At 62.1% G+C, this 23,268-nt stretch carries 22 protein-coding genes and 1 pseudogene; 7 read left to right on the forward strand and 16 right to left on the reverse strand.

Annotation, left to right across the window (positions count from 1 at the left end; translation table 11 throughout):
• Positions 1-4 precede the first annotated feature (4 nt).
• On the reverse strand, positions 5-1,510 hold the full coding sequence (locus tag E2I15_RS25920; protein WP_137479188.1) for an FAD-dependent oxidoreductase: 1,506 nt from the start codon (positions 1,508-1,510) through the stop codon (positions 5-7).
• 164 nt (positions 1,511-1,674) lie between these two features.
• On the opposite strand from E2I15_RS25920, the gene E2I15_RS25925 reads away from it, so the two are divergent.
• Positions 1,675-2,190: a YciE/YciF ferroxidase family protein gene (locus tag E2I15_RS25925; RefSeq protein WP_137479189.1), complete on the forward strand. Its 516-nt coding sequence runs from the start codon at positions 1,675-1,677 to the stop codon at positions 2,188-2,190.
• Between the two features lie 123 nt (positions 2,191-2,313).
• Here the strand turns inward: E2I15_RS25925 and E2I15_RS25930 are convergent, their stop codons facing one another.
• Both E2I15_RS25930 and E2I15_RS39885 read right to left on the reverse strand, forming a co-directional pair.
• Complete coding sequence (locus E2I15_RS25930; RefSeq protein ID WP_155262572.1) at positions 2,314-3,756, reverse strand: carbohydrate porin; 1,443 nt, start codon at positions 3,754-3,756, stop codon at positions 2,314-2,316.
• Positions 3,757-4,012: 256 nt separating this feature from the next.
• Positions 4,013-4,162: an isochorismatase family protein gene (locus tag E2I15_RS39885; RefSeq protein WP_422109844.1), complete on the reverse strand. Its 150-nt coding sequence runs from the start codon at positions 4,160-4,162 to the stop codon at positions 4,013-4,015.
• A 123-nt stretch (positions 4,163-4,285) separates the two neighbouring features.
• Here E2I15_RS39885 and E2I15_RS39890 point away from each other — a divergent pair.
• Both E2I15_RS39890 and E2I15_RS25940 read left to right on the forward strand, forming a co-directional pair.
• Positions 4,286-4,498: pseudogene (locus E2I15_RS39890) on the forward strand (hypothetical protein); the annotation flags it as partial.
• Positions 4,443-4,697 (forward strand): hypothetical protein, encoded by a 255-nt coding sequence (locus E2I15_RS25940; RefSeq protein WP_137479190.1) that lies wholly within the window; start codon positions 4,443-4,445, stop codon positions 4,695-4,697. The pseudogene E2I15_RS39890 and the gene E2I15_RS25940, both read left to right, overlap by 56 nt.
• Positions 4,698-5,083: 386 nt before the next feature.
• On the opposite strand, the gene E2I15_RS25945 is transcribed toward E2I15_RS25940, so the two are convergent.
• The 7 genes from E2I15_RS25945 to E2I15_RS25975 all read right to left on the reverse strand — a co-directional run bounded on the left by E2I15_RS25945 (position 5,084) and on the right by E2I15_RS25975 (position 11,760).
• Entirely contained in the window at positions 5,084-5,506 is a 423-nt protein-coding gene (locus tag E2I15_RS25945; protein ID WP_246668096.1) for a hypothetical protein, read from the reverse strand.
• Positions 5,507-5,534: 28 nt separating this feature from the next.
• Positions 5,535-6,467 carry a DUF2950 domain-containing protein gene (locus E2I15_RS25950; RefSeq protein WP_137479191.1) on the reverse strand — a complete coding sequence of 311 codons (933 nt, stop codon included), beginning with the start codon at positions 6,465-6,467 and terminating at the stop codon, positions 5,535-5,537.
• Entirely contained in the window at positions 6,464-8,146 is a 1,683-nt protein-coding gene (locus E2I15_RS25955) for a DUF3300 domain-containing protein (RefSeq protein WP_137479192.1), read from the reverse strand. Before E2I15_RS25955 ends, E2I15_RS25950 begins: the two co-directional genes overlap by 4 nt.
• 87 nt (positions 8,147-8,233) lie before the next feature.
• Complete coding sequence (locus E2I15_RS25960) at positions 8,234-9,544, reverse strand: type 2 periplasmic-binding domain-containing protein (RefSeq protein ID WP_246668097.1); 1,311 nt, start codon at positions 9,542-9,544, stop codon at positions 8,234-8,236.
• Positions 9,545-9,653: 109 nt separating this feature from the next.
• The gene (locus E2I15_RS25965) at positions 9,654-10,067 is read right to left on the reverse strand and encodes a hypothetical protein (RefSeq protein ID WP_246668098.1); all 414 of its coding nucleotides are present in this window, start codon (positions 10,065-10,067) and stop codon (positions 9,654-9,656) included.
• A gap of 24 nt (positions 10,068-10,091) precedes the next feature.
• Entirely contained in the window at positions 10,092-11,324 is a 1,233-nt protein-coding gene (locus tag E2I15_RS25970; protein ID WP_137479193.1) for an HlyD family secretion protein, read from the reverse strand.
• Positions 11,317-11,760: a hypothetical protein gene (locus E2I15_RS25975; protein ID WP_137479337.1), complete on the reverse strand. Its 444-nt coding sequence runs from the start codon at positions 11,758-11,760 to the stop codon at positions 11,317-11,319. Before E2I15_RS25975 ends, E2I15_RS25970 begins: the two co-directional genes overlap by 8 nt.
• Positions 11,761-11,917: 157 nt before the next feature.
• On the opposite strand from E2I15_RS25975, the gene E2I15_RS25980 reads away from it, so the two are divergent.
• Together E2I15_RS25980 and ppk2 are read left to right on the forward strand one after the other, a co-directional pair.
• Positions 11,918-12,370, forward strand: coding sequence for a hypothetical protein (locus tag E2I15_RS25980; protein ID WP_137479194.1), 453 nt, complete (start codon positions 11,918-11,920; stop codon positions 12,368-12,370).
• Positions 12,371-12,396: 26 nt separating this feature from the next.
• A complete protein-coding gene (ppk2, locus tag E2I15_RS25985) occupies positions 12,397-13,197 on the forward strand; it encodes a polyphosphate kinase 2 (protein WP_137479195.1) in 801 nt (266 codons plus the stop codon).
• A gap of 43 nt (positions 13,198-13,240) precedes the next feature.
• On the opposite strand, the gene E2I15_RS25990 is transcribed toward ppk2, so the two are convergent.
• From E2I15_RS25990 to E2I15_RS26000, 3 genes are all read right to left on the reverse strand, one after another.
• Positions 13,241-13,666 (reverse strand): hypothetical protein, encoded by a 426-nt coding sequence (locus tag E2I15_RS25990; RefSeq protein ID WP_422109847.1) that lies wholly within the window; start codon positions 13,664-13,666, stop codon positions 13,241-13,243.
• Positions 13,667-13,758: 92 nt separating this feature from the next.
• Positions 13,759-16,509, reverse strand: coding sequence for an aminotransferase class I/II-fold pyridoxal phosphate-dependent enzyme (locus E2I15_RS25995; protein ID WP_137479197.1), 2,751 nt, complete (start codon positions 16,507-16,509; stop codon positions 13,759-13,761).
• A gap of 148 nt (positions 16,510-16,657) precedes the next feature.
• Complete coding sequence (locus E2I15_RS26000; RefSeq protein ID WP_137479198.1) at positions 16,658-18,346, reverse strand: SulP family inorganic anion transporter; 1,689 nt, start codon at positions 18,344-18,346, stop codon at positions 16,658-16,660.
• A gap of 160 nt (positions 18,347-18,506) precedes the next feature.
• On the opposite strand from E2I15_RS26000, the gene E2I15_RS26005 reads away from it, so the two are divergent.
• Both E2I15_RS26005 and E2I15_RS26010 read left to right on the forward strand, forming a co-directional pair.
• On the forward strand, positions 18,507-19,391 hold the full coding sequence (locus tag E2I15_RS26005) for an alpha/beta hydrolase family protein (protein ID WP_137479338.1): 885 nt from the start codon (positions 18,507-18,509) through the stop codon (positions 19,389-19,391).
• Positions 19,392-19,435: 44 nt separating this feature from the next.
• Positions 19,436-19,990, forward strand: coding sequence for an invasion associated locus B family protein (locus E2I15_RS26010; protein ID WP_338134470.1), 555 nt, complete (start codon positions 19,436-19,438; stop codon positions 19,988-19,990).
• 16 nt (positions 19,991-20,006) lie between these two features.
• Here the strand turns inward: E2I15_RS26010 and E2I15_RS26015 are convergent, their stop codons facing one another.
• The 3 genes from E2I15_RS26015 to E2I15_RS26025 all read right to left on the reverse strand — a co-directional run bounded on the left by E2I15_RS26015 (position 20,007) and on the right by E2I15_RS26025 (position 23,109).
• Positions 20,007-20,381 (reverse strand): response regulator transcription factor, encoded by a 375-nt coding sequence (locus E2I15_RS26015; RefSeq protein WP_137479200.1) that lies wholly within the window; start codon positions 20,379-20,381, stop codon positions 20,007-20,009.
• A 186-nt stretch (positions 20,382-20,567) separates the two neighbouring features.
• The gene (locus E2I15_RS26020; protein WP_137479201.1) at positions 20,568-21,200 is read right to left on the reverse strand and encodes a response regulator transcription factor; all 633 of its coding nucleotides are present in this window, start codon (positions 21,198-21,200) and stop codon (positions 20,568-20,570) included.
• Between the two features lie 64 nt (positions 21,201-21,264).
• Complete coding sequence (locus E2I15_RS26025) at positions 21,265-23,109, reverse strand: sensor histidine kinase (RefSeq protein ID WP_137479202.1); 1,845 nt, start codon at positions 23,107-23,109, stop codon at positions 21,265-21,267.
• Between the last annotated feature and the right edge of the window lie 159 nt (positions 23,110-23,268).

The following is a 23,268-nucleotide window of genomic DNA, read 5'->3' on the forward strand; positions in this document are numbered from 1 at the left end:
CTCGCTAGGCCTTCACCGGGCGCAAAGCCGATACGGCCGGAGCATTGATCGGCTGCCCGTTGGGCGCAAAGATCGACCCGTGGCACGGACAGTCCCAACAGCTCTCGAAGCTGTTCCAGTGCAGGTGACAGCCGATATGGGTGCAACTGGCTGAATGAAGGTGAAGCTCGCCGGCCTTGTCCTTGTAGGCCGCGATCTTTTCAAATCCACGCCGCAGGATGGCACCCCCACCCGGTTCCAGCTCTTCAAGTGAGGCTATTTCACCCGGCGCCACGTATTCCGCGAGATTTTGCAGGATCGTCATGTTCTCGCGCAGGAAATTCTTCCCCGCCGCCAGCGGTTTGCGATCCGGCGCATAGACGGACTTCCATGGATGATCTTCGCCAAGGATGAGCGCTGTGTTCAGCATCGCGCCCATCACGCCATGGGTCAGCCCCTGGCCCGAATCGCCCATCGCAAGATAGATGCGCTCGCTGCCGGGCTCGCTGCCGATGAAGCCGGCGTAGTCGATCGTATCGAGAACCTGGCCCGACCAGCGGTGCGTGATGCGGCCAAGGGCCGGGATCAGGTCGCGTGCCCAGCTCTCCAGACGTGTGAAGCGCGGGTCGGCGTCATTGGCCTCTCCGCTCTTATGGTCTTCGCCGCCGACCAGCACGAAATCATCCTCCTCGGGGCCCGTTTGCAGCCGAACATAATGGTAGGGATCTTCGGTGTCCCAATAGAGCGCGTCGGGCAGGTCGCCCCGCGCGATGGCAAAGGCAAGCATGTAAGTGCGGTAAGGAGCGACCTTGGTATGCAGTTGAAAGCGATCGGCTATGGAGGCGTTGGTCGCGATCACGGCATGGTCGGCCGTGATTTGCCCCTGTGAGGTTCGCAGCGTGATGCCGCCGTCCTGTTCGGCGACTTCTTCCACCGGACTATGGGCAAAGAAACGGACACCGCCGCTCGCGCAAGCGGCCGCGAGGCCAGCGAGATATTTAAGAGGATGGAATTTCGCTTGGCGCGGATATCGAAGGACGTGGCGGTTCTCGCATCCCTTGAGCGGCACGCCGACCAGCCGGTGAACCGGTGCGCCGACGTCGCGCACCGCTTCCAGCTCCGCATCGAAAATATTGGCCGACATGCCGTTACCTTGAAACAGATAGCCGTCAAGACGGATAAAATCGCAGGCAATTTTCTCGCTTGTCTGGATCTCCTCGATGCGATCGACGGCGGCGGCCTGACTTTCGTAGAATAGCTTGGCAACCTCGGCGCCGCGCAGCTTTTTGAATTCGCTCATCAGGTCATCGCACAGTGGCGCAAGATGAGCCGAGGTGCGCGCCGTCATGCCGCTTGCGATACCTTTACGGTCAATGACGATGACCGACCGGCCCCGCTTCATCAGTTCGTACGCTGTCGAGAGCCCGGCGATGCCGGAGCCAACCACGGCGACATCGCATTCCACATCGCCTTTGAGAGTACGCGCCTCCGGCAGGATCTCAGTCTCCATCCAAAGCGAGGTGCTGACCATGTTGAACTCCACCCAAAGAGGCAAAACGCGGCCTGTTTGCGCGAGTTCCTGCGGAAGCACGAGACGCCCGCGATCATAATCTTCCCGGCCGCCTGAAGCGTAGAGGCCTAGGAACCAGCACGGCGAGCATGCGTTCCTCCGCTTCAAGAGCGAGGAGCGACGTCATGGGACTATTCACCAAAGACATCAAGACCATGGATGACCTGCTGCTTCATGGCTTGCAGGACATCTATTATGCCGAGCAGCAGATCACCAAGGCCCTGCCGAAAATGATCGATAAGGCCACCAACAGGGATCTGGCCACGGGCCTCAAGAACCATCTCGAGGAGACGAACAAGCAGATCGAGCGTCTCGAAAAGGTCTTCGAAAAACTCGGCCAATCGCCAAGCGGCACGCGATGCCCAGCCATTGATGGGATCATCAAGGAAGCCGACGAGACGGCCGGCGAGATCGAGGACAAGACGGTGCTGGATGCGGCGCTCGTCGCCAACGCGCAATCCGTCGAGCACTACGAGATATGCCGTTACGGCACCTTGATCGCCTGGGCGGAGGAGCTCGGCCACGACGATATCGTGCGTTTCCTGACCACGAACCTCAACGAAGAAAAGGCGGCAAACACCAAGCTCAACACAGTTGCGTTGCGCAAGGGCGTCAACAAGAAGGCTTCCACCGCCGCCTGATCCGGCAGAGGCCCGGCGGATCGATTCCGTTGGACCCGCACCTCCCTTTCGAGGACCCGTCATACGCAATGACCAATCTGGCAAAACTGCCGAGTTGGGCACCGGCGTCATGTTTACCGACACCTAGAACTTCAGGGTCGTGCGTAGGCCGAGCACGGTTGCGTTATGTAGAGCCTTGCCGGGCATTGCACTGGAAGGGCTAGTGGCACTTGCGCCGGGATGGATGATGTATTGCAGGTTGGGCTGCAACGTCCACCCGTCCCTGATTTGATACTGATACACGGCCGTCAGAAGGCCTTCGAAACTCCGCGTCGGCCAAGTTGGATCGACGAATGTGCGACAGTCTGCATCCAAAGTCTGGGCGCGTTTGGATATATGCGCGTAGCCGGCCGCGATTCCAAACTTGTCGTCAGGACGGTTGTCGTCGAGACCGATGAATTCGATGCCGGCGTCAGCGTAACGATCGATCAGATTGCGGTCGGCCGGCGCTCCGGAGAGGCGCGCAAAAATGCCGATGCCTCTATCATCGCTTTTCGGCACACCATAGAGCTTCTGCTCGAACACAATCCAGCCACCGATATCACCGGATAGGAGCAGAGGTTCGCCGCTGCTGGCGGGCGACGCCAGCGGGACTCCATTGGAGGCAAATCTCTGATCGGCGAAAGACCCAAAATGCCGCCAGCCGCCGAACTTGATTTGACCGGCGGGGTTCGGATCGCCCTTGGTGTTATTCCAGGCGTATTGGATTTGACCAAGCAGGAGCGGCGGATCATTGACGCGGAAGTTGACGCCGTAGCGGTTGCGCTCCTGCGGATCGCCACCGCCTGGCCCGGCCTGATCGCCATCAAATAAGCCGCCGAGAACGGACAGTTGATCCGTGACATTGACGAGAAGCCGGGCCCCCATCGCAGCCAAGGGGGGCGACGGACCGCCGCTCGGCAGGTCAAGCGAGGTGATCGCCGGCCAGCCCATCGAGGCGTTCGTCAAGACGTCGGTGTATCTGGTGTTGAAGAACTCGCTGTCGGCCGCGAGTTGCCCCGCCTTGAGTGAGACTTTCTTGTTGCCCCACTGCTTTTCAAAGTAAGCCTCGTAAAGACGCGTAGACGGCAACGCCTCGATGCCGCTGACCACGAAGTAATTCTGCAAGCTGCCGCGCGACAGCCCGCCACCATGAATCTGAAACATATTGGCATGGAATGTCAGTTGATCGAGGCCGGCGAGCTTTTGCAGATCAAGGTCGACGGCGAGATTCAGGCGCCCTTCATAGGCCGAGCCCTGTTTCAGTCCGCCGGAGGGGTTGCCCAACACCTCCCCAATATAGGTGGCTGCAAGTTTGACGCCGTCCTTCTGCAAGGGATTGGGCAGGAGACCAAGCGTCTTTTCCTCGACCGTACTTTCGCCGGTATCGGGATCAGCCGGTTTGTCGTCGTCGGTCTTCTTGTCCTCCTGCGCGTCCGCCATCCCCGCCGCAAGCAGCGTGGCGGCGAGAAGTAGTTGGCCAAGACATCTTTTAGTGCGGCTCACAGCTTCGATCCTGGTCGGCGGGACGCCCACCCATCGGGCCATGTCATCGGCTTCAATTCAAGCCTGTTGATCGAAGAGTTTGCTTTGCAATCGAAGCTCTAACCTATGTTAAGCACGCGCAAAGAAGTTCCATCGCCCAACGGCTGCGCGCTCGGTCATCGACCGACCAATTCGCAAGAATGCGGGCAGTCGGCGCCACCTCGATTTGCAGGCTGAAGCGCTTGGTATAGAGACCCAGCAGTGCGTCGTGGCTTTCATCGGACGAGTTGCATAGTGCGTCTTCCGCAAGGATCACGCGTTAGCCGATATCGACCGCGGCCAGCACAGTGGGCAGCACGCAAACATCGGTCTCACCGTCGGAGACGATCAGCGTGTCCACCTGATGCTCATCCAAAAAAGTTTGCAGCCGGCCGCTGGCAAAGGCGCAATAGGCCTGCGGGTCAATCATTGATGTGTCCCAACTGAGGATCGTCGAACAGTCCGTTTGGGAGGAGGCTTTGAAGACTGAGAAGGGGCACTTGGCCAGCCACATGAAGCGGCGGGCGCCGCATCTCCTGTCGGGTCTGTTCGGTGCGGTTGTTCCGGATCTAGCATGTCAGTTCACGACCGCGACAAGACTGGAAAGACGAGGATTCGCTGCTCAGCTGTGCGCGAGAATGGCCGTTGCTCGAATCGCAGGATCATCACCTGCGCGACGTCGAAAGACTTGTGTTCAGCGGGATGGTCCAGTGGAGTTGAAGGAGCCACGGCTGATCGAGACCTACGTCCGGAACTACAACAGTGAGCGAGAGCGGCTTGCTAGAAACGCTTCCGCGGAGCGCCTGCGGCTAGAGGCCAAACGTGACTGGATCGAGGGCGCGCGTCAGCGCAACACTGATCTTGTGATCAGGTACGTGATCTGGGACGAAGATGCCAAGCAACGGATCGCGGAGCTGAAGCAAGAGCGCCTGCGCATCGAGGCGGAACTGGCCGCTCTCGAGTAGGCCCCCTCCCCCAGCTCACTGCATCCGGCAACGCTGGACCGCTGCATCGAGACCGTCAATGCGCTTGCTGACACGATCGCAAGCCACGCAAGCGCGGAGGATGACCGAGGTCCGTTGGTCGCCGAAATCAGGTCGCTTGTGCACAGCGTCCACCCGAAGGGCCCTTGGGAAGGCTTCGAGGTCTAGGTCAAGGGAAAGCTGGCCGCTGGTTGGCGGAGGGGTCTTTCCAGAGGCCCACCATAATAGCGGGTCATACTTGGTAGCGGGGGTCCGCTACATCGCTAAACCCACTATCGCGGAAGCGCTGTTCTTTTACCGGAGAGCAGCCTAGCTCGCGAGATGGCCTTTCACGATTTCGCCAAGAGCCACCGCATTGGACCTCGCGCTCACCGCAGCGAAATCGTCAGTCCGCCCAGGTTTGCGGCAAATTCCAGTCCTGCTTTCGGCCCTTTGAGCGAAAGCAGGACGCCGTGTTCGTTTCGCATGCTCACACCGCCGGCGCCGGCGGCCCATGCGCCGCCGCCCCCGACCAGCGTATAGCTGCCGGCGAAATCGTTGACTTCCCTGATGCCCGAGGCAGTGCCTTCCAGCCAGGTCACCGATGCGCCCGCGCTCACGCCGAGGCTGAAGCCGGACACGATGAAGCGATAATGCCGCCCACGATAGATGAGTGTGCCGCTCCCGCCGCCGCCACCGACGACGAGAGCCGCCTTCACGAACTTGACCTGGACGTGGCCAGCCGCCTGCGCGGAGCATGGGGTGACCGCCAGGATCATCGCCACCAGCGCCAGTATGACGGGACGGATCATGCATCGCATCGGGGCAGCCTCTTTTCGCTCAGGGATTTGCAAGGTCGACCTTTTTCCAGGTGTGATCCGGATCGAACACGATCATGCGCTTGGCGAGAAAATCGGTGCGCGCGCCGAGATCCTTTTGATAGACAATGCCGGCGTGATTGACCAAGAACGTCATGACCCCGGAATTGGCGTATTCGGCGGGCCAGGCGACCAGTGCAAATCCACCGATCATCTTGCCCTTCACGACGTAGTTCAACGCTCCGCCCGGAGCGTCGGAACCCTGCGCCTTCAGGATGCGATAATAGTATCCGTGATACGGCTCGGGCTGCTCGCCGACCTTGTAACCCTCCGCCGCGGCCTGGGCCGCCAGCTCGCCGAGCGGACTCCGGTCCTTGTCGTCGCGCCAGAACAATCCGTCGGTCTTGCCCGGCCTGCTGACGATGCGTTGGGCATAGGTGCCGACTCCCTCACCGCGATCCTTCTCGGCATACTCGTTCTGGGCGTCGACATAGGCAAGACAGGTCTGGATCGCAGCAAGCTCATTATTGCCGATCCTGCGGTAGAGGATTTCGCGACGTCCCTCGGCTGCATCGAAGCTCCAGCCGTCATGGTTGTTGACGAGGGCAATCGGGAACGGGAAATCGTCGGGTCCCAGAATCAGGGTGGCCTTCTTGTTACCGTCGGCCTTGACCGAATGCTTGGCGTCATAAGCCGCAACAAAGCGCGCGCGCGCATTGGCGTCGGCGACATCGTCGCCGGACTCGATGATATCGGCAGCGTCGCGGCCCAGTACCTTCAGCATCGCACGGCTCGTGCCCGCCTTGACCGCCGTCGCCAGGGCGGCCGCCGCATCTTCGGGATTGGCGAAGCCCTGCTGGGCGCGAACCGGCGACAGCAGCAAGGCGAAGGCGACTGCGGCAGTGGCGCCGATGCAAGTTATGCGACCGAATGGCGCGTGTGAGCAGCCTGTCATCGTGATGCCTCCGACGGAAATGGAATCTTCGCACCGGCGGCATGCCATGCATTGTAGCTGCGCAGCTTCAGGCCGAGCTTCTCGTAATAGACCCGGAGATATCCGTCCGTCCCGCGCGTCACGGCGTCCGGCATGACCTGTTCGACTTCCTGCGCCATCACGCCGACATAAGCCTTGCTGCTGCCGAGATAGCTGAAGCGGTAGTAGCCGAGGCCGTTGGCGAGGTAGCCAAGCAGTTCGATATCGTGCTTGAGCGCGATGTCGGAACGCCGTCCGCCGCCGCCGCCGCGGAAACCGCCACCTCCTCCGCCACCGCGGAAGCCGCCGCCGAAGCCACCACGGCCGGCGAAACTTGCGCCGCCGCCGCGCGGCATGCTCGCCATGCTCGATCGCCCGCGCGCCGATGCCGCCGCAGCCGCGCGTCCCGACGACACGTTCATGGCGCCGCCGCGACTGCCGCCGCCACCCCGATTGGTCGCAGCGGCGCGGTTACCGGCATTGCCGCGATTGGAGGCCTTTGCGCGGTCGCCGCCGCCCTTTGCTCCGGCGCGGTCGCCGCCCCCCTTGGCACGATCTGAAGCACCTGCGCGATCACCGCCACCGGGCCGATCACGCGTGCCGGCGCGATCTCCACCGAGGTCACCACCACGGTCACCGGCACGGTCCGCAGCCCGGTCTCCTGCTCGGTCACCCGCCCGATCTCCGGCTCCCTGGTTCGGACGCAGCACCTGCTGTCCGTCGCGGCCGCGGAAATCCATCCGGTCCGCGGCACCCGCCTTCACATTATTGCCGCCGAACCGCTGCTGCACGTTGGTGTTGCTGTAGCGGACGCCTTGCCGGTGCGACGGGTTGTGCTGCCAGCTGTTGCCGACATTGGTCACCCGGTTGTAGTGGTTGACGTAGACGTTGCGGTTGCCCCAGTTGCACCCGCCGCCCCAGTAGTTGCCCCAACGGCCGATTGCCCATCCGGCACCGAATGCAAGGCCCGTCGCGATGACGCCTGCGCCGATATAGGCCGGATACCCGAAGTAATAAGGCGGGTATTCGGCGTATGGCCAGGTCCCGTAGACCGCGGCCGGTTCATAATAGGGCACGTACATCGTATTCGGATCTGCCGACTCGATCACGACCACCTGCTTGTTCTCTTGTGATTGAACGCTGACCTTCTGCTGCTTGGTCGTCACCAGTTTCTTGTTGTCATAGGCCGTTGACCGCAATCGCTGAATCGCATCCATTACATCAGCTTGCTGCGCCAGCACCGCATCTCCCAGATTTTTGGTCCAGTCGATCTTTTCGCTCATCATCGAAATAACATCGGGCGTGCTCGCAAGCGCCTTCACACTGTCGTCCCAGGCCTGCTTCTCGACCTCGGTCTTCAACGCATCGCCTTTCAGAGTCTTGCGCTTCTTCAGCCAGCGATCGGCCTGCACCACTTCGAGCGGGTACGTCGACGCCGCCAGCACGTTGGCCAGCAATTCGTCGGGATAGAGCGCTATCGGCGCAACCAACGCCTCGAGTTGCTCGGGCTTCAGCAACTTGTCGGCTGGCTGTGCCGTCGGCGCGGCTGCCGGTGGCTGATTGCTCTGCGCAGGCGGCTTGTCGGCGGTCTGCCCAACCGCGGCAGCGGGAATCGCCGACACCAGCGCAACCGCAAGCAGGATCTTGTCCCAACGGAACATCGCGACCTCCATCGACAGCGACGGCGGTCAGCATCGGCCGCGGCCGCGTCTGCCCTTTGATCGAGATCAAGGAAAGCGATTGTCCGCTCAGCTTCCGGCCTGGCCGGTTTGCCGCGACGCAAGATAGACGCGACGATCATGGATCAGGTTTTCGAGCCGATGCGCCGCAACGTTCACCGCCGTCACTGCACGCTCGACCTGGTCGTCTGCGACCGGTTGCTTGCGCTGGGTTCGCAGCACCTGGTCGATCTCGCGCTCGATCTCTTCCAACTCCGGCACATGTTCGGCCGTCCGGATTCGAGGCCCCAGGGCATAGAGCATGTCGAGTGGCTCCTCGCGGCTCTTGGTCTCGGCCGGCCGCAGGAATTTCCAGGCCGCAGCCAGCACCGACGCGAGCCCGCCCGCGATCATCGGCGCCAGGAAGATCGCATTTCCCCATTGATCGAGGAAGCTCTCGCGGGTCCCCTCGTAGAACGCGGCGGCGCCCGGATGCACGGGGATGTAGGCATCCGCGTCGGTGTCGGGCGTTGCTATCTGCGCCAGCCCCGGTAGTTCTGCCAGCAGGTCGTGGCGCGCGGTCATGATCGACTGGGTCAGGTCGCCGATCAGGTCGTTGCCAAGCTTCTTCTGCGCCACCAGGTAGAATGAGGTCCGCAGCGTCGTCAGGTCATCGGGAGGAATTGGCGGCGAGCCCCGTAACGTTCCCTTGGGCACGTCGAAGCTTTCGTAGGCGCGCTCCTTTTCGGCGATCGCTCCCGCCGACTCGATCGCGATCATCACAGGGCCGGTTCGCGCGGTGTGCGGCAGAGCGCGCCGCACAAGGGACAGGTACTTCTCGGTCAGAGGAACCACGAGCAGGATGGCGCGGACATCCTTGGTCTCCAGCGACCGGCGTGCATCCGAAGGCAGCAGCGGCTTGAACGTGACGCCCGCACGCGCGAGATCGTATTCATCCGAGAGCACCTTGATCAGCTTCTGATTGGCGTCGAACCCGATCACGCCGACAGTAACGCGCTTCAGCTCGGTCACGTTGGATATCGAAGCACCAGGCGGAGCAATGATCAGGGCGACGGCGTGGGCGAGCACGATCACGGCCTGGGCCTGGGCCAGGTCGCCAACATCGCCGCGCACCACCGCAAGATCGACCTTGCCGGACGCGAATGCCGCGGCAGATTCGAGCGGCCCTGTGGTCTGGACCAAGTGAAGCCGGACCGTCGCTTTCGACTCCGTGAGCTTGCCGGCGATCGCCGAAATCAGCTTGTTCGCCTCGCCGTCGAGCGAACCGACGGCGACGGTGAGCGTCGTCGGCCGAGCATACCAGCGATAGGCCAACAGGCTGGCACCGCCGAGCATCAAAACGAGCCCGGCCACCAGGGCGATGCGCAACGACCTTGGCAAACTGTGAGGATCCACGGAGCATCACTCGATCAATCCGGCGTTGACCGGATCCTGCGTCACCAAGCTCAATATATCGGGCCGCGGGGATTGGTCAAAAGCTTGCATTCCGCTAGAGTTTGCAGCGGTGATAGGAGACCTGCATTTCCTCGACGCCAGGAAAATCCCGTGTGATGGTGTCATCGTCGACGACCTTGAGGAAGAACTGGACGTTGGACACCATGATCCCCGACGCGCAGCCCACGATGATATTGAGGTCCTTGCCGTCATCCTTGCGCGACTTGATCTTGCAGTTCTCGAACTTGCCCCTGAGGCGATCGGCCTCGGCGATGAACCCGCCGCCATGGACCCCTGAGAAATTCGTGAACGTGACCTGGTTCGCCCTGCCCTTGCGGGCGAACACCTTGCCGCACTGGTCCGCGCTCGTGGCCCAGGCCCCGGTGAGATCGAACGCGAGCGCGTAGTCCGGCAGCGCGAAGATCATGGCAGCCACCACGATTGCGCGAAGCTTGCGATCCGGCTTCATCCGCTGTCTCCGGGTTCGCGCCCGTCAGTGACCACTCAGCACCAGCGTCTGGATCGGCAGCAGTAGAGCCTGGATCCGCAACAGCAAGGCATGAACAAGTGCAGTCGCGTCGACGGCATGCAGGGCAAAGCCCTTCAACACGCCGGTCTTCGGATCGGATATCTCGTCGTGGTTGCTGGTGTACGCATTGACGATGCAGCTGCTGCCGGGCGTCACGCCGTCAAGACCGCCCTTGTAGAGCGGCTCGAGGAACACGAGGATCGAACCGGGCTTTTGCAGGCTCTGCGGGTCGATCAACAGCTCGCTGGCCCGAAACTGTCCGGCGGCGATGAAATCCTGAACGCTGGTGACGACCAGCGGAATGATCACCCAGGGTTTCGACATGCAGGTGGCTTCAGCAACCATACCGGGCTTCATCACCTGGGCCTCGATCTGCCCGAACCCCGCCTGCAACCTGTTGCGGCCCGCCTCCTCCGGTATCAGGATTCCGGCCGGCCGCATGATCTGGGCGACGAGGTCCCCTGGGCGAACGAGGAATTGCTCGACGCGGCCGTCAACGCCGGCGCGGACGAAGGTCTTGTCGAGATCCACTTGCGCCTGCGCCCACGCAGCCTCGGCGCTGGCTTTCTCGGCCGGCAGGAGCGTGGAGACGCGTAATGTCGCCGATTCCTTGACGGCGTTGGCCGCATCGACGCCGGCCTGCCGCTGATCGACCAGAACCTGCAGCTTCTCAATGTCGCGTTGCGGCACGATGCCGGGATTGCGGCGCTGCAAATCGCTCTTTACGTCGAGCTCGTCCTTGGCTTGCTGCAAGGCGGCTTTCGCCTCGCCGATCTGAGCGTCCGCCTTGACGACATCCGCCTGCGCCGAGATCAGCGACGCATCCACCTCGGCAACCTTTCGCTTGGCAGTTTCGAGCGCGGCCTCCTGCTTCGAACTGTCGAGCCGGAACAGAACGTCGCCCTTCTTCACCGGCGCGGTGAAGTCGACATTGACCTCGACGACGCGGCCGGAGCCCTCAGGCAGGATCGGCACGGTCCTGAAGTAGATCGCCGCTGAAGTGGTCGAGGGATGGAAGTAAAAGATCATCGTGATCAGGGAGATCGTGAGCATCAGGCAGCCGGTGATGCCCCACCGCAGTTCGTACCAGACGGAGAAGAACGTAATTTCCTTGCCGAACCGCTTGCCTTGCCGATAGCGGCGGTAGAGGTAATCCGGCAGAATCGTCACCAGCGAGCAGATCATGAGCTCAAGCATGACTGTGAACCTCCGGCTTCGCAGGCGTCCGGACGTCTTGACTGCCGCTGGGCGCGGATTCGATTTCCGGTTCGGCGACGGGCGCACCCGGCGTGGCGTCGGCGATGCGCTCGACGGAATCGGCAATGCTGCGCATCGGCGTGCCGAAATCCGGCAGGTCGATCAGTGCAAGCAGCAGGCCGGCGATCCAGAAGATGTGCATGTGGGTGAAGAGCGATATCAGCCCCAGGACGGCGACGATCTCAAACTGAAGCTTCTGGCTCTTGTGCGCCATGCGCTCCGGCAGGCTGTGCAGCTTCCAGTACAGCGTGCCGACCCATAGGACTGCGGCGACAAGGAAGATGCCCATCACCACGGTCAGGGTGTCCGACCCATCGACGCCGGGAATGAAGAACGGCAAATGATGCGGAGCCAGCGGATGAACCTGTTCGCTCAAGCCAAGCCTCCCTGCAGCGATCAAACTCGCCTGCGCCCCTTGGTTGACATTGGGTGCCATCCTATCGCCCTGGCTTGATCTGGATCAAGGATCGCGATCGGCTGGTGCCTACCCTTTCGGGGGCAAGGTGGATGATCGGACCCAGGAGTCCCCAGCCATGCGAGACAAGATCGATGACCTGATCCCGAATGCGCACGAGATCCAGAAGGAGGCTGCGCTCAAGGAAACTGAGAAGGCCGAGGAGCAAGCCAAGCGTGCCGCCGCCGTCGAAGCCGAGAAGCGCGCCTTGATCGAGCGGCTGAGCAAGCCCTCTGGGCTCAGCGAGGACGAGAAGGTCAAGCTGGCCTCGACGGTTATTCAGCGCGCAGTGCGCAACGGTCTGACCGAAGTGCAGGTCTACCGCTTCCCCAACACGCTGTGCACCGACAAGGGACGGGCCATCAATCAGATGGAGGCCGGCTGGGAGAAGACGCTGACCGGGATCCCCAAGGAAATCTACCAGCTCTGGGCGGATTACCTGCAACCCCGCGGCTACCGCATCCGCTACCAGATCGTCGATTATCCCGGCGGCACGCCCGGCGACATCGGCATCGTCATTGCGTGGGGATGAGCGGCTCGAACGAGGAACGGCCATCCATGGCGAAAGACAAGCGCACGGAGAAGATGAAGCGCAAGCAGTATGAGGAAGAGCTGCAAAAGCTGCAGGTCCAGCTCTGCCATCTGCAGGAATGGGTGAAGGCGAACAACATCCGGGTCATCATCCTGTTCGAGGGACGCGACGCCGCCGGCAAGGGCGGGACCATCAAGGCGCTGACCGAGAAGGTCAGCCCGCGCGTGTTTCGCGTGGTCGCGCTACCTGCGCCGTCGGATCGTGAGAAGTCCCAGCTCTTCATCCAGCGCTACATGCAGCAGTTTCCGGCGGCCGGCGAAATCGTGATCTTCGATCGCAGCTGGTACAATCGCGCAGGCGTCGAATATGTGATGGGGTTCTGCACGCCGGCGGAGCACAAGCGGTTTCTCTCGCTTTGCCCGCAGATGGAGCAGTACATCATCGAGGGCGGCATCATCCTGATCAAGCTATGGCTCGAGGTCGGTATGGACGAGCAGGAAAGGCGCTTCAGGGCCCGGATCGACGATCCGCTGCGGCAATGGAAACTGAGCCCGATGGATACGGAATCCTACCGGCGTTGGTACGACTACTCGCGCGCGCGCGACCTGATGCTCAAGGCGACGAGCTCGAAGCATGCGCCGTGGCACATCATCCGCTCCGACGACAAGCGGCGGGCGCGGCTGAACTGCATCTCGTTCCTGCTGAAGACGATTCCCTACGCACGGATCAAGCGCGACAAGGTCAAGCTTCCTTCACGCTCCAACAAGGGTCGCTACAACGATCGGGCCGGTCTGCGCGGAATGAATTTCGTCGAGGAACGCTTCTGAGCAGCCGAGACCGCGCCGGGCGCGCGGCCTGGCTCATTGAGACCTATTTCAAGCGGATCGACACGCCGCCAACGGCGGCCGATACTTCGGCACCGATCTTCGGGCCACTGAGCTGCAGGATCACGCCATTGGCATTCTGCAGCTGCACCCCACCTGCGCCCGCGGCGATTGCCCCGCCGGCTCCCGCGACACTGTAGGAGCCTTCGATGGAGGCGGGCCCCCTGAGATTGATGGCGCGACCGACCAGCTTGGTGGTAGAGGCGCCGATTGTGAAGCCGACGCTCATGCCCGACACCATGAACGGATAATGCTTGCCGCGCAGGGTCAGGACGCCCTCGCCACCTCCGACACCAACGATGAAGCCGCCCTTGGTGAAGATGACGGCGACCGAGCCGGTTTCAGCCAGCGACGGCGTGCTGAAGGTGGCCAATCCCGTCACCTGCGCAGCAAGGCCTCCGATCAGACCCATTTTCCTCATTGTGTCCCTCCAGGAACCGGTTGCGTTACGAGTTGTTGCGCAAGGATCATCGCCGCAGGAAGCGCTTGCGGGCTCTCTTCCCCTTACGATGCAGCCTTCAACTTCGGTGTGGCCGCCCGCGGCTTGCCCATTCTGGCCAGCGCCTCAGTGGTCACGAGCTTCAGTCCTTCGGATGCGTCATAGCCATGGATCTCCTTCACATCCAGCTTGCGCATGAAATCGATGGTCTCCTGCGTGATGACCTGGCCGGGGACCATGATCGGGAAGCCTGGCGGATAGGGGATCACGAAGTTGGCGGAGACCAGAGCTGGCCCGTTCTTCAGGCGCCGGTCGATCTCGGGATCGTTCAGGCGGATGTATTGGCATCCCGCGGCATCATAGGCCGAGTAGAATCCGCCGCGGATGTCGCCCTCGTTCGTCTTCGCACCGGCATCGCCGCGATAGGCCTCGTGGAAATGCGAGAAGTTCGGCAGGTCGGGCACGTCCTTCATCAGGCTGTTGACCCGCGCGTCGAAGTCGACCCTGGCGTTCGCGCCGCCCTTGGCCAGAGCGCGATCAATTTCACCGGAGATTTCGGCCAATACCCGGACAAGATGCGCGACGTCGCTCCGCGTATTGTTGATGTTGGACTGGATCAACACCGAGTTGCGCGAGGTCTTGTTGACCTGGATGTTGTAGCGGCTGGCGAGCAGGCCCTTGAACTGCGTTCCGTCGTAGCCGGCGGTGCCGCAGACCAGCGTCATGCGGGTCGGATCGAGGCAGAACTCGTCGTCGTTCAGGCTCTTCAGCGCGCTCGCCCAATTGGTGCCATCAGCCAGATAGTCGGTGAACCCACTCTGCCGATATTGCTTCGGCACCATGGCATTGGCGCCGAGGACGTGGAAATACCTGGAGATCAGCGGGTTGGTGTTGACTGCGTTGCGGATGGCGAACGCGATCTCCATGGCATTGGCCACCAGTCCATAGCCCTCGAGCTCCATCTGTCGGCGCGAGACGTCGAGGCTTGCGATCAGCTGCTGGTTCGGGCTGGTCGAAGCGTGTGTGAAGACGGCTTCCTTGAACTGCGCTTCGACGGTGTGAAATTCGATGTCCTTGACGGCCAGCATCGAGCCCTGCCGGATCGCCGACATTGACTTGTGCGTCGAGTTGGTCTGGTAGACCCGCAGCCGGATCTGGCGCGGATCGGGGATCAGCCTGGTCTTGAGCAGCACCTCGTCCGAGGGGTTCTTGCCGAGTTCGGCCTGCTGCTTCTCGTAGGCGGCAACCGACTTCGGGTCGCGCATCCAGGCTTCGATCTCGTTCGCCGCGCCCATCGCGGTTCGCCGCCTCAGGAACGGCGAAAACCGTGCGAAGCCGAACCAGGCCTCGTCCCAGAGGAAGATCAGGTCGGGCTTGATCGCGAGGCATTCCTCCATTACCCGCCGCGTGTTGTAAATGTGGCCATCGAAGGTGCAATTGGTCAGGTCGACCATCTTGACGCGATCGAGCCGGCCGTCGGCCTTGGCGTTCAGGAGCGCCTGCTTGATTGTCTTCAGCGGCACTGCGCCATACATCGAATATTCCGTCATCGGGAATGCCTCGACGTAGAGCGGTTGCGCGCCGGCCAGTACCATGCCGTAGTGGTGCGACTTGTGGCAGTTGCGGTCGACGATCGCGATGTCGCCGGGGCCGAGCAGCGCCTGCACCGCCATCTTGTTCGACGTCGAGGTGCCGTTGGTAACGAAGTAGACGCGGTCGGCGCCGAGCGCGCGCGCGGCCTTCTCCTGCGCCTTCTTGATGTTGCCAGTCGGCTCCAGCATGCTGTCGAGGCCGCCGGTGGTGGCGCTGCTTTCGGCCAAGAACAGGTTCAGCCCGTAGAACTCGCCCATGTCGCGGATCCAGTCCGACTTGAACACGGACTTGCCGCGGGCGATCGGCAGCGCGTGGAAGGTCCCGATCGGCCGCTGCGCGTATTTCTTCAGATTGTCGAAGAACGGCGTGTCGAAACGATCCTGCACGCCTTCCAGGATTGAAAGGTGCAGTTCGAGGATGTCCTCGACCGAGTAGAACACCCGGCGCACCACATCGGCCTCGGGATCGCCGGCGATGGCCTCCACGTCGCGGTTCGACATCAGGTAGATGTCGAGCTCGGGACGAACCCGCTTCAGAATATGCGCCAGCCCCAACGCGGACGCGTCGGACTCATGGCTGAGCGCCATCGCGGTCATCATGGACCGCAGCACCGGCGCATCGTGACGCGAACGCAGGGAAAAGCCCTCGTTGATCACTACCGCCGCGATATTGGGGTTCAGCATGGCCGCACAGAAAGCGTCCTCGAGACTGCCGACCACCACGGGCTCATAGATGAAGCCATCGACCAGACGCCGCAACTTGCGCCATTCCGCCAGAAGTCCCGGCCAGTTGCTGGCCGGCACCCCGGTCACAATCAGGGTCTCGAAGTACGGACGGCGCGCCGCCGATTGCCCAAGCGTCGGCGGAAGCAGATCGGGGACCTCTCCATTGCCGTCGTCCTGCGTGCTCCAGTCGCCGGCATGCTGGCGGAAGGATCTTGTCTGAAGAGCCTGCGCGATCCGCGTCGCAAGCATGTGCGAGCTGGCGGCGTCGCCCGCCGCCGCGGCTTCCTTCAGCGCCGTCATCAAGCGCAGGCCCGGGTAACCATGAAATTCCTCCGTGACCGCAAGGGCCGACAGCGCCGCGTCATATGGCGCACGGTCGCCGCTCTTGCTCCACGCCTTTGCCGCCTCGACCAGATCGCGCCAATTGTCGGCGCGTCCGCCCGGTCCGGAGAAGAACTGATCGATGCGCTGCTGTACCGGCTTCGCGTCATTGGCCATCGATATCTCCCGATTTTGGCGCTGGTCCTCTCCGATCGTAGGAACGGTGTCCGCCGCCAGGTTTGATCCAAGTCAAGCCGCAGCCGGATGAGACAAGTCTCGCGACCGCCGAGTGAGTGGTCTGCCTTGCGGTGCAGCAGGGCGCAAGCTAGCGGTTTGCCGGCGGCTTCCTGGTGCCCAACACGCTATCGAGCGTACGCATCCAGTCGCCGCTGTCGGTCTTGTCCGCAAGACCATCAGCCTGAAGCAAGTCTCTCAGCTGCGCATGCGCACCGACGACACGGAATGCGATCTGCCGCGATGCGAGTTCTTGGTGAAGGTCATGCAGCATACGCGACCCCGCGAGGTCGATGAACGGCGCGGCCGACAGGTCGCAGGCCACCAGCTTGACGTCAGGGGACAGCTGAACCGCCGCCATCACTGCATCGAAAATTGTCTCGGTATTGACATAAAGCAGAGAGGTTTCCGGGCGGAAAGCAATGATGCCGGGCAACGGCTCTACGCCGTCATGTCGCGCACGGTCGGAATAGCGGCCACTGCCTGGGAGCCGGCCAAGAAATGCGATGTTGGGCTGCGACGCGCGTACCAACAGCAGGAAGATCGAGGCGAGGGCCGCAAGCAGCACGCCCTGCAATATTCCCAGGAACAGCACGGACACCAGTGCGATGAGCGCGGCATAGAAATCGATCCGGCTTATCCGCCACATTCTCGCGAGCGCCGGAATATCGACCAGTTTATAGACCGCCGAAAAGACGATCGCGGCGAGCACGGTCTTCGGCAGATTGGTCAGAAGACCGGTGAAGAACAGCAGGCAGAGCGCGAGAGTCACGGAGCAGAACACAAGCGCCAGCGGCGTCCGCGCGCCGGCGGCGTCATTGACGGCCGACTGCGACAGACCGCCGGCGACGGGATAGCCATGCCCAAGGGCCGCCGCGAGATTGGCCGCGCCGAGTCCCAACAACTCCTGCCGGACATCCAGCGGGTAGCCGTGCTTTGCCGCAAAGCTTCGCGCGGCAGATACGCCTTCCACATAGGCCAGCACGAGGCATCCGGCGGCAATCGGAAACAGATCGTCGAATTCGAGCAAGCCGAACGTCGGCAGCGCCAGCGCCGGCAGCCCGGTCGGGATCGTTCCAGTCACCGGCAATCCCATGTCCGCAAGTCCGAGCGCGGAAACCGTCAGGATCGACAGCGCGACCACCGCGAGCCCGATGGGCTTGCCGGGCAGCCTGCGTTCACCGAGCAACAGCAGCAGGGTCGCAGCCAAACCAACGCCAAGCACCAGCGGCTTGGTTTCGCCGAGCTGGCCGGCGATCCTGATCGTGCGATCGAAGAAATTGTGACCGCCTCCGGCTACGCTGAACAGGCTCGGCAGTTGGCTCATGATGATGGTGAGCCCGGCACCAGCCTTGAAGCCGACCAGAATGCTGTCGCTGATCAGCCGCACCAGCAGGCTGAGCTTGAACAGCCAAGCAATCAGGCAGAGGACTGCAACACTGAAGGCAACGAGACTGACGATCTGACCGTAGCGCGCGGTGTCGCCGCCGGCCAGAATACCGACGGCACCGGCAATCATCAGCGAGATCGCCGAGGTCGGGCCGACCGCAAGTTGCCGAGACGAGCCCAGCAGGGCGTAGCCCACGCCGCCAAGCAGATAGCCGTAGACCCCGACCTGCGGCGGCAGGCCGGCGAGGCCTGCATAGGCCAGCGACACCGGGATCGCGTAGGCCGCGAGCGTGACGCCGGCGATCACGTCCGACCCAAGCCACGACCCGCGGTAGTCGGCGAGCCAGCCCGCCGGCGGAAACCAGCGACTTGTCTTTTCCTGGATTGCCATCAAGCCCGCCGTGTGAAGCCGCAATCGCTGCATGTGGGCGCGCCGGAGCCAATACTCGTTGATTCAGATCAAGCCTGATGCCCGGCGATGTGCTTCTCACTTTGCTCGGCCCGACGGTCGCGGGCCTCTACATGGTCGGATGACCGTTGGAGCGTTTGGCATGCGTCAGCACCGCTTACGGACCCTCTCTGCGGCAGCCTTTCTGTGGCTTGGCCTGATCGCTCCTGCACGCGCCGACGAACAGGCAGCCCAGCAGATCCAGGAAGAAATCTGGGTGTTGCCATTACCCTTACCGATGTTCGCCTATCTTGTTCGTCCGCTCGGCGATGGCCCTTTCCCGCTGGTCATCATGAACCATGGCGTTTCCCTTAATGCCAGGGATCGCAGTTTCTTCCCCCTGGTCGAATTTCGCGATGCTGCAATGTGGTTCGCGCGGCGTGGCTATCTTGTAGTGGCGCCGGTCGGCACCGGCTACGGCGCAGCCGCTATCGATATTCCCGAGCGCGGCCTCTATGGCCCGTTCTTCTCCAAGATCGGGAAATGCGCCAATCCGAATTTCCTCGATCCAGGCCTTGCCGTCGCACAGGTCGATCTCTGGATCATCGATTACATGGCGGCCGAAAAGCGCGTCGTGCCGAAGGACGTCATCGTCGTCGGACAGTCCGCAGGCGGCTGGGCGGCGATCGCGCTGTCCAGCCTCAATCCGCTGCAGGTCAAGGCCATCATCACCTTCGCGGCCGGCCGCGGCGGCCGGGTCGACGGCAAGCCCAACAACAATTGCAATCCGGACAAACTGGTCGAAGCGACCGGCACGTTTGGCCACACGTCGCGAGTGCCGATGCTGTGGCTTTACATCGAGAACGACACGTTCTTCGGGCCAGCCCTGTCGAAGCGAATGCATGAGGCGTTCTCGCGCGCCGGCGGTCGAGCCGAATACCATCTGTTGCCGCCATTCGGCGACGAAGGACATTTCCTGATCGGCTCGCCGGATTCCATTCCCATCTGGTCACCGTTGGTCGACCGATTTGTGGACAGGGTTCGATAGGCGGAGATTCCGCTGGAGGAGCATCCATGGTGCGATACGGAGCCTTGGCAAAGCTGGTGTTGCTTGCGGCGGGCATCGGTGCTGCCCACAGTCAAGAGACACCGCCGGCGGCAGCCAAGGATGGCGGCGAGGTGGCGCCTCGCGGCGCTCGGATGGCACGAGACGTCAAGTACGGGGATTGGCGGAAGTTCTGCTTCAACGCCGCCGGCGCCAAGACCTTGTGCCGAACGTCGATCACCGGCACCTTCGGCACAGGGCAGACAGCCGTTCGGCTCGATCTGGTCGAGCGCGAGGATGGGACCGCCCGCCTCCAGCTTTTCCTGCCGGTCGGGATGTACCTGCCAGCCGGTGTCAAGCTGTCGGTCGATCAGGAGAAAGTTCATCGCCTGCCCTACACCTGGTGCGTGACCAACATGTGCATTGCGGCCGATGTCGCCGATCCCAGGCTGCTCGAGGAGATGGACGGCGGAAGGTCCCTCTCGATCGACACCGTCGACACCAACATTCTGACGCTGACGACATCGGTGCCACTCGACCGCTTTGCGACTGTGCGAAAGGGAGCGCCGGCGCTGACACTCGAACAAGCCATCGATGAATGACAGAGAGCCGCGATCGCTAGACCACCCCAGCCAGCAATTGCTCGATCGGCTGGATCAGCGATTTTGCCGTGAACGGCTTGGTCAGATAGGCCACACATCCCGAAGCCATCGCGGCCATGCGCGTCGCGGGGTTGTCATTTCCGGTGATGTAAATGACCGGAACCTCGATGCCCTGATCCGCCAGGCGGTGCCGCAGTTCAATCCCTGAACCATCGCTGAGATTGATGTCCAGGATCAGACACAGTGCGCAATCGAAGCCACCGTCCATCAACAAGGCATTCCCGGTCTCGAATAGTCTGGATGCAAATCCACATTCCCGCAGCAGCCGTCCGATTCCGCGGAGCATCGAAGGATTATCGTCTACGACGAAGACTATTTTCGCGGTCGGCAAATCCGGGTGCCTCCAGCTTGTCGCTGAAACGGAATCTCAACGCGCCGCCCGGCGTCCGTGTATGGGCGACACATTGATGTCTCATCGGCGCGCGACATGGTCGCGGCCAATATTGGAGATACGCGCCGTCACAGAGCTTTCATATTGTACCATGGGACATGGACGGCCTTAGGCCGCCCGCACCGGTCAACCCTTGACCTCACCATCGAGCTCCCGCGCGCCGAGCCGCTCGGCGATCGAGACCAGTTCGGCAAGCGACTGCACCTGCATCTTCTCCATGATCTGGTGACGATGCGCCTTGATGGTGCGCTCCGTGGTACCGAGCTCATAGGCGATCTGCTTGTTGATCCGGCCGCGCACGATCTGATCGAACACCTGCCGCTCACGTGGCGTCAACCTCGCCAGCAGAGCGCGAAGCGCGTCGAGCCTGGTTCGCCGGCTGCGGACCAGCTCGTGTCGCGCAACGGCGCGATTGATTGCCTCAATCAGCTGCTCCGATGCGATCGGCTTGGTCAGAAAATCCTCGGCTCCGGCCTTGATCGCCTGCACGGTGGTCGCCGTATCGGCATGCCCGGTAAGGAATACGATCGGAAGCGTCGACTCCAGCTCGTTAAGGCGAATCTGCAGCTCCGGGCCACTCATTCCGGGAATGCGGACGTCCAGCAGGATACAGCCGGCTTCTTCGTCGCTTGGCAATTGATCGAGCAGTTGCCGGGCCGATGCATATGTCGCAACCCGGTAGCCGGCAAGCTTGAGCCGGCGCTCAAGCGCTGTGCGAAACGAGGCGTCGTCGTCGACAATATGCACGTAAGCGTGCATTGCCCTTCCTCCACTACCGCTTTAAATTAGCACTGCCTCCTGCCGAAGAAAGAGCCCAAACGCGCTATGCCGCCAACGGCAATGAAAGATGGAAAGCCGCTCCGCCGCCCGATTGGTTCTCGGCCCAGATTTGACCGCTATGCGCCAGCACGATCGTCCTGGCGATTGACAGGCCGATGCCCATTCCCTGCTCCTTGGTGGTGAAGAACGGATCGAAAATCTCGTTCAGCCGCTCCTGGGGAATTCCGGGACCGGAATCGCAGATCGAAATCACGGCGGATGCCGCGCCGTTGACTTCAGTACGCCCGATGATCGTGCGCCCGTAGGGCATTTTGGCCATCGCGTCCATGCTGTTGACTGCGAGGTTGAGGATAACCTGCTGCAACTGAACCGGGTCGCCCTTCACCCACAGGGTCTGCGGCGACGTCTGCAGGTAGATCGCGACATTGCGCGCAGAGGCCTGCAACTTGAGGAAGTCGAAGGCCTCCCGCATGGTCTGGTTGAGATCGATCTCCTTCTTCTCGAACGGCGCACGCTTCAGCAGGCTGCGCATCCGTCGGATCACCTCGCTCGCGCGCAGATCGTCGCGCTTGATGTCGGAAATGATCTCCCGCACCTCTTGCAGGTCCGGTGCCGGCGAACCGAGGATCAGCTCCGCGCTCTCCGCATTGGTCAAGATCGAGCCGAGCGGCTGGTTGAGCTCATGGGCGATCGAGGACGACAGCTCTCCAGCGGTCGCCTGGCGATTGATGTGGGCAAGCTGCGATTGTTGACTGCTCGCTTCGACCTCGGCCTTCCGCCGCATATGTCGCTCGTGCAGCAGGAACGCGATCAGCAGAGTCTGCGCCAATATTGCCGAAGCTAGCGCAATCGCCCGCAAGCGATATCTTTCAAAAAAGCCTGGCTCACGGAAGCGAATTTCGCTGCCCCGCGGTAAGCTGGCTTCGCTGACATTCCAGCGCTGCATCTGCCGCCAGTTGAAGATCGGCTTCACGGCATCGATGACCGAGGGCGGCAGGTTCTCCGGCGCTTCCCCATCCAGAATTCGCAGCGCCTTTTCAGCCGCGTCCGCTCCGATCGCGGACGGGATAACTACGAATCCGCCTATGCCGCCCGGCTCGAGAAAAGTTTCCGCCGCAACCACGATCGGACGATTGGCCTTCGCCGCGACAAATGCGAGGGCATCCGATGGCGGATAGTAATTGCCTTTGCCGTCACTATAGAGGCCCGTGTAGATGATGGCGCTGTGGTCTGGAAGCGTAGCCACCTGCTCGAGAATCTCCGGCATTGGACGTCCGATAATCTCGATAATGTCGAGGCCCGGAATGCCGGTCGAGGCCTGGTCTTTCCAGCCGCGAAACAGAACCTGGCGTTCCCATTCCGCGCCGACGAGCACCACTGTTTTGAGTCCCGGCGCGACGGCACGAGCGACCGAAACGGCATCCCTGAGCTTCATGCTCACGATCCCGCCGGTGACAAAGCTGGGCGGTCGCATTCGCTTGAAATCGGCTTCTTCCACCAAGGCAAACACGATCGGCGTACCGGGCCAGAGCTGCGGGCGCCAACGGATCGCGAATTCGAGCGCCGCCGCTCCCACAGCGACCACGACACCGATCGGCCGATCGCGATACTTGGCTTCGAGGAATCGCCTAAAATCCTCTTGATAGGCTTCCCCACCAAAACGATTGAGATCGAGGCTCTCCGTATAGATGGTCGTCGGCGCGTGGCCGTGCGCGCTAACGGCATCCCGCAGCCCGACGAAGACCTGATAATAGAACGGACCGCGCCGATCGGACTGGTCCAGCACCAGCATGGAATGCGGGCGCATCTCTTGCGCCCGCAGACCAGCCGGCAACAGCAACGTAGCCAGCAGGATGATCAGTCCAGAGAGCCGAATGGCCTTGCCCATAGCGTTCGGAGCCGGAGAGCAGCGGGTTTGGAAAGCTAGCACCGGGCTAGCGCCGTGAAAATTGAAAAGTAGTCCGGGACTTCCGTATCAATTGCGAACAAATTGCCGCATATCGCTCACCCTGTCCTTTAGGACAATGGCCTTAGGACCAATAGAGAC

This window comes from Bradyrhizobium sp. BR2003, assembly GCF_009720285.1.
Taxonomy (GTDB): domain Bacteria; phylum Pseudomonadota; class Alphaproteobacteria; order Rhizobiales; family Xanthobacteraceae; genus Bradyrhizobium; species Bradyrhizobium elkanii.

Bases quoted from the DNA above. Each gene is read 5' to 3' on its own strand.
- E2I15_RS39885 (WP_422109844.1), bottom strand. From the start codon at position 4,162: ATGATTGACCCGCAGGCCTATTGCGCCTTTGCCAGCGGCCGGCTGCAA.
- E2I15_RS25995 (WP_137479197.1), bottom strand. From the start codon at position 16,509: ATGGCCAATGACGCGAAGCCGGTACAGCAGCGCATCGATCAGTTCTTC.
- E2I15_RS26000 (WP_137479198.1), bottom strand. From the start codon at position 18,346: ATGGCAATCCAGGAAAAGACAAGTCGCTGGTTTCCGCCGGCGGGCTGG.
- E2I15_RS25990 (WP_422109847.1), bottom strand. From the start codon at position 13,666: ATGGGTCTGATCGGAGGCCTTGCTGCGCAGGTGACGGGATTGGCCACC.
- E2I15_RS25970 (WP_137479193.1), bottom strand. From the start codon at position 11,324: ATGCTTGAGCTCATGATCTGCTCGCTGGTGACGATTCTGCCGGATTAC.
- E2I15_RS25925 (WP_137479189.1), top strand. From the start codon at position 1,675: ATGGGACTATTCACCAAAGACATCAAGACCATGGATGACCTGCTGCTT.
- E2I15_RS25930 (WP_155262572.1), bottom strand. From the start codon at position 3,756: ATGGCCCGATGGGTGGGCGTCCCGCCGACCAGGATCGAAGCTGTGAGC.
- E2I15_RS25945 (WP_246668096.1), bottom strand. From the start codon at position 5,506: ATGATCCGTCCCGTCATACTGGCGCTGGTGGCGATGATCCTGGCGGTC.
- E2I15_RS25920 (WP_137479188.1), bottom strand. From the start codon at position 1,510: ATGGTCAGCACCTCGCTTTGGATGGAGACTGAGATCCTGCCGGAGGCG.
- ppk2 (WP_137479195.1), top strand. From the start codon at position 12,397: ATGGCGAAAGACAAGCGCACGGAGAAGATGAAGCGCAAGCAGTATGAG.
- E2I15_RS26020 (WP_137479201.1), bottom strand. From the start codon at position 21,200: ATGCACGCTTACGTGCATATTGTCGACGACGACGCCTCGTTTCGCACA.
- E2I15_RS25955 (WP_137479192.1), bottom strand. From the start codon at position 8,146: ATGTTCCGTTGGGACAAGATCCTGCTTGCGGTTGCGCTGGTGTCGGCG.
- E2I15_RS25980 (WP_137479194.1), top strand. From the start codon at position 11,918: ATGCGAGACAAGATCGATGACCTGATCCCGAATGCGCACGAGATCCAG.
- E2I15_RS26025 (WP_137479202.1), bottom strand. From the start codon at position 23,109: ATGGGCAAGGCCATTCGGCTCTCTGGACTGATCATCCTGCTGGCTACG.
- E2I15_RS26005 (WP_137479338.1), top strand. From the start codon at position 18,507: ATGCGTCAGCACCGCTTACGGACCCTCTCTGCGGCAGCCTTTCTGTGG.
- E2I15_RS25965 (WP_246668098.1), bottom strand. From the start codon at position 10,067: ATGAAGCCGGATCGCAAGCTTCGCGCAATCGTGGTGGCTGCCATGATC.
- E2I15_RS25950 (WP_137479191.1), bottom strand. From the start codon at position 6,467: ATGACAGGCTGCTCACACGCGCCATTCGGTCGCATAACTTGCATCGGC.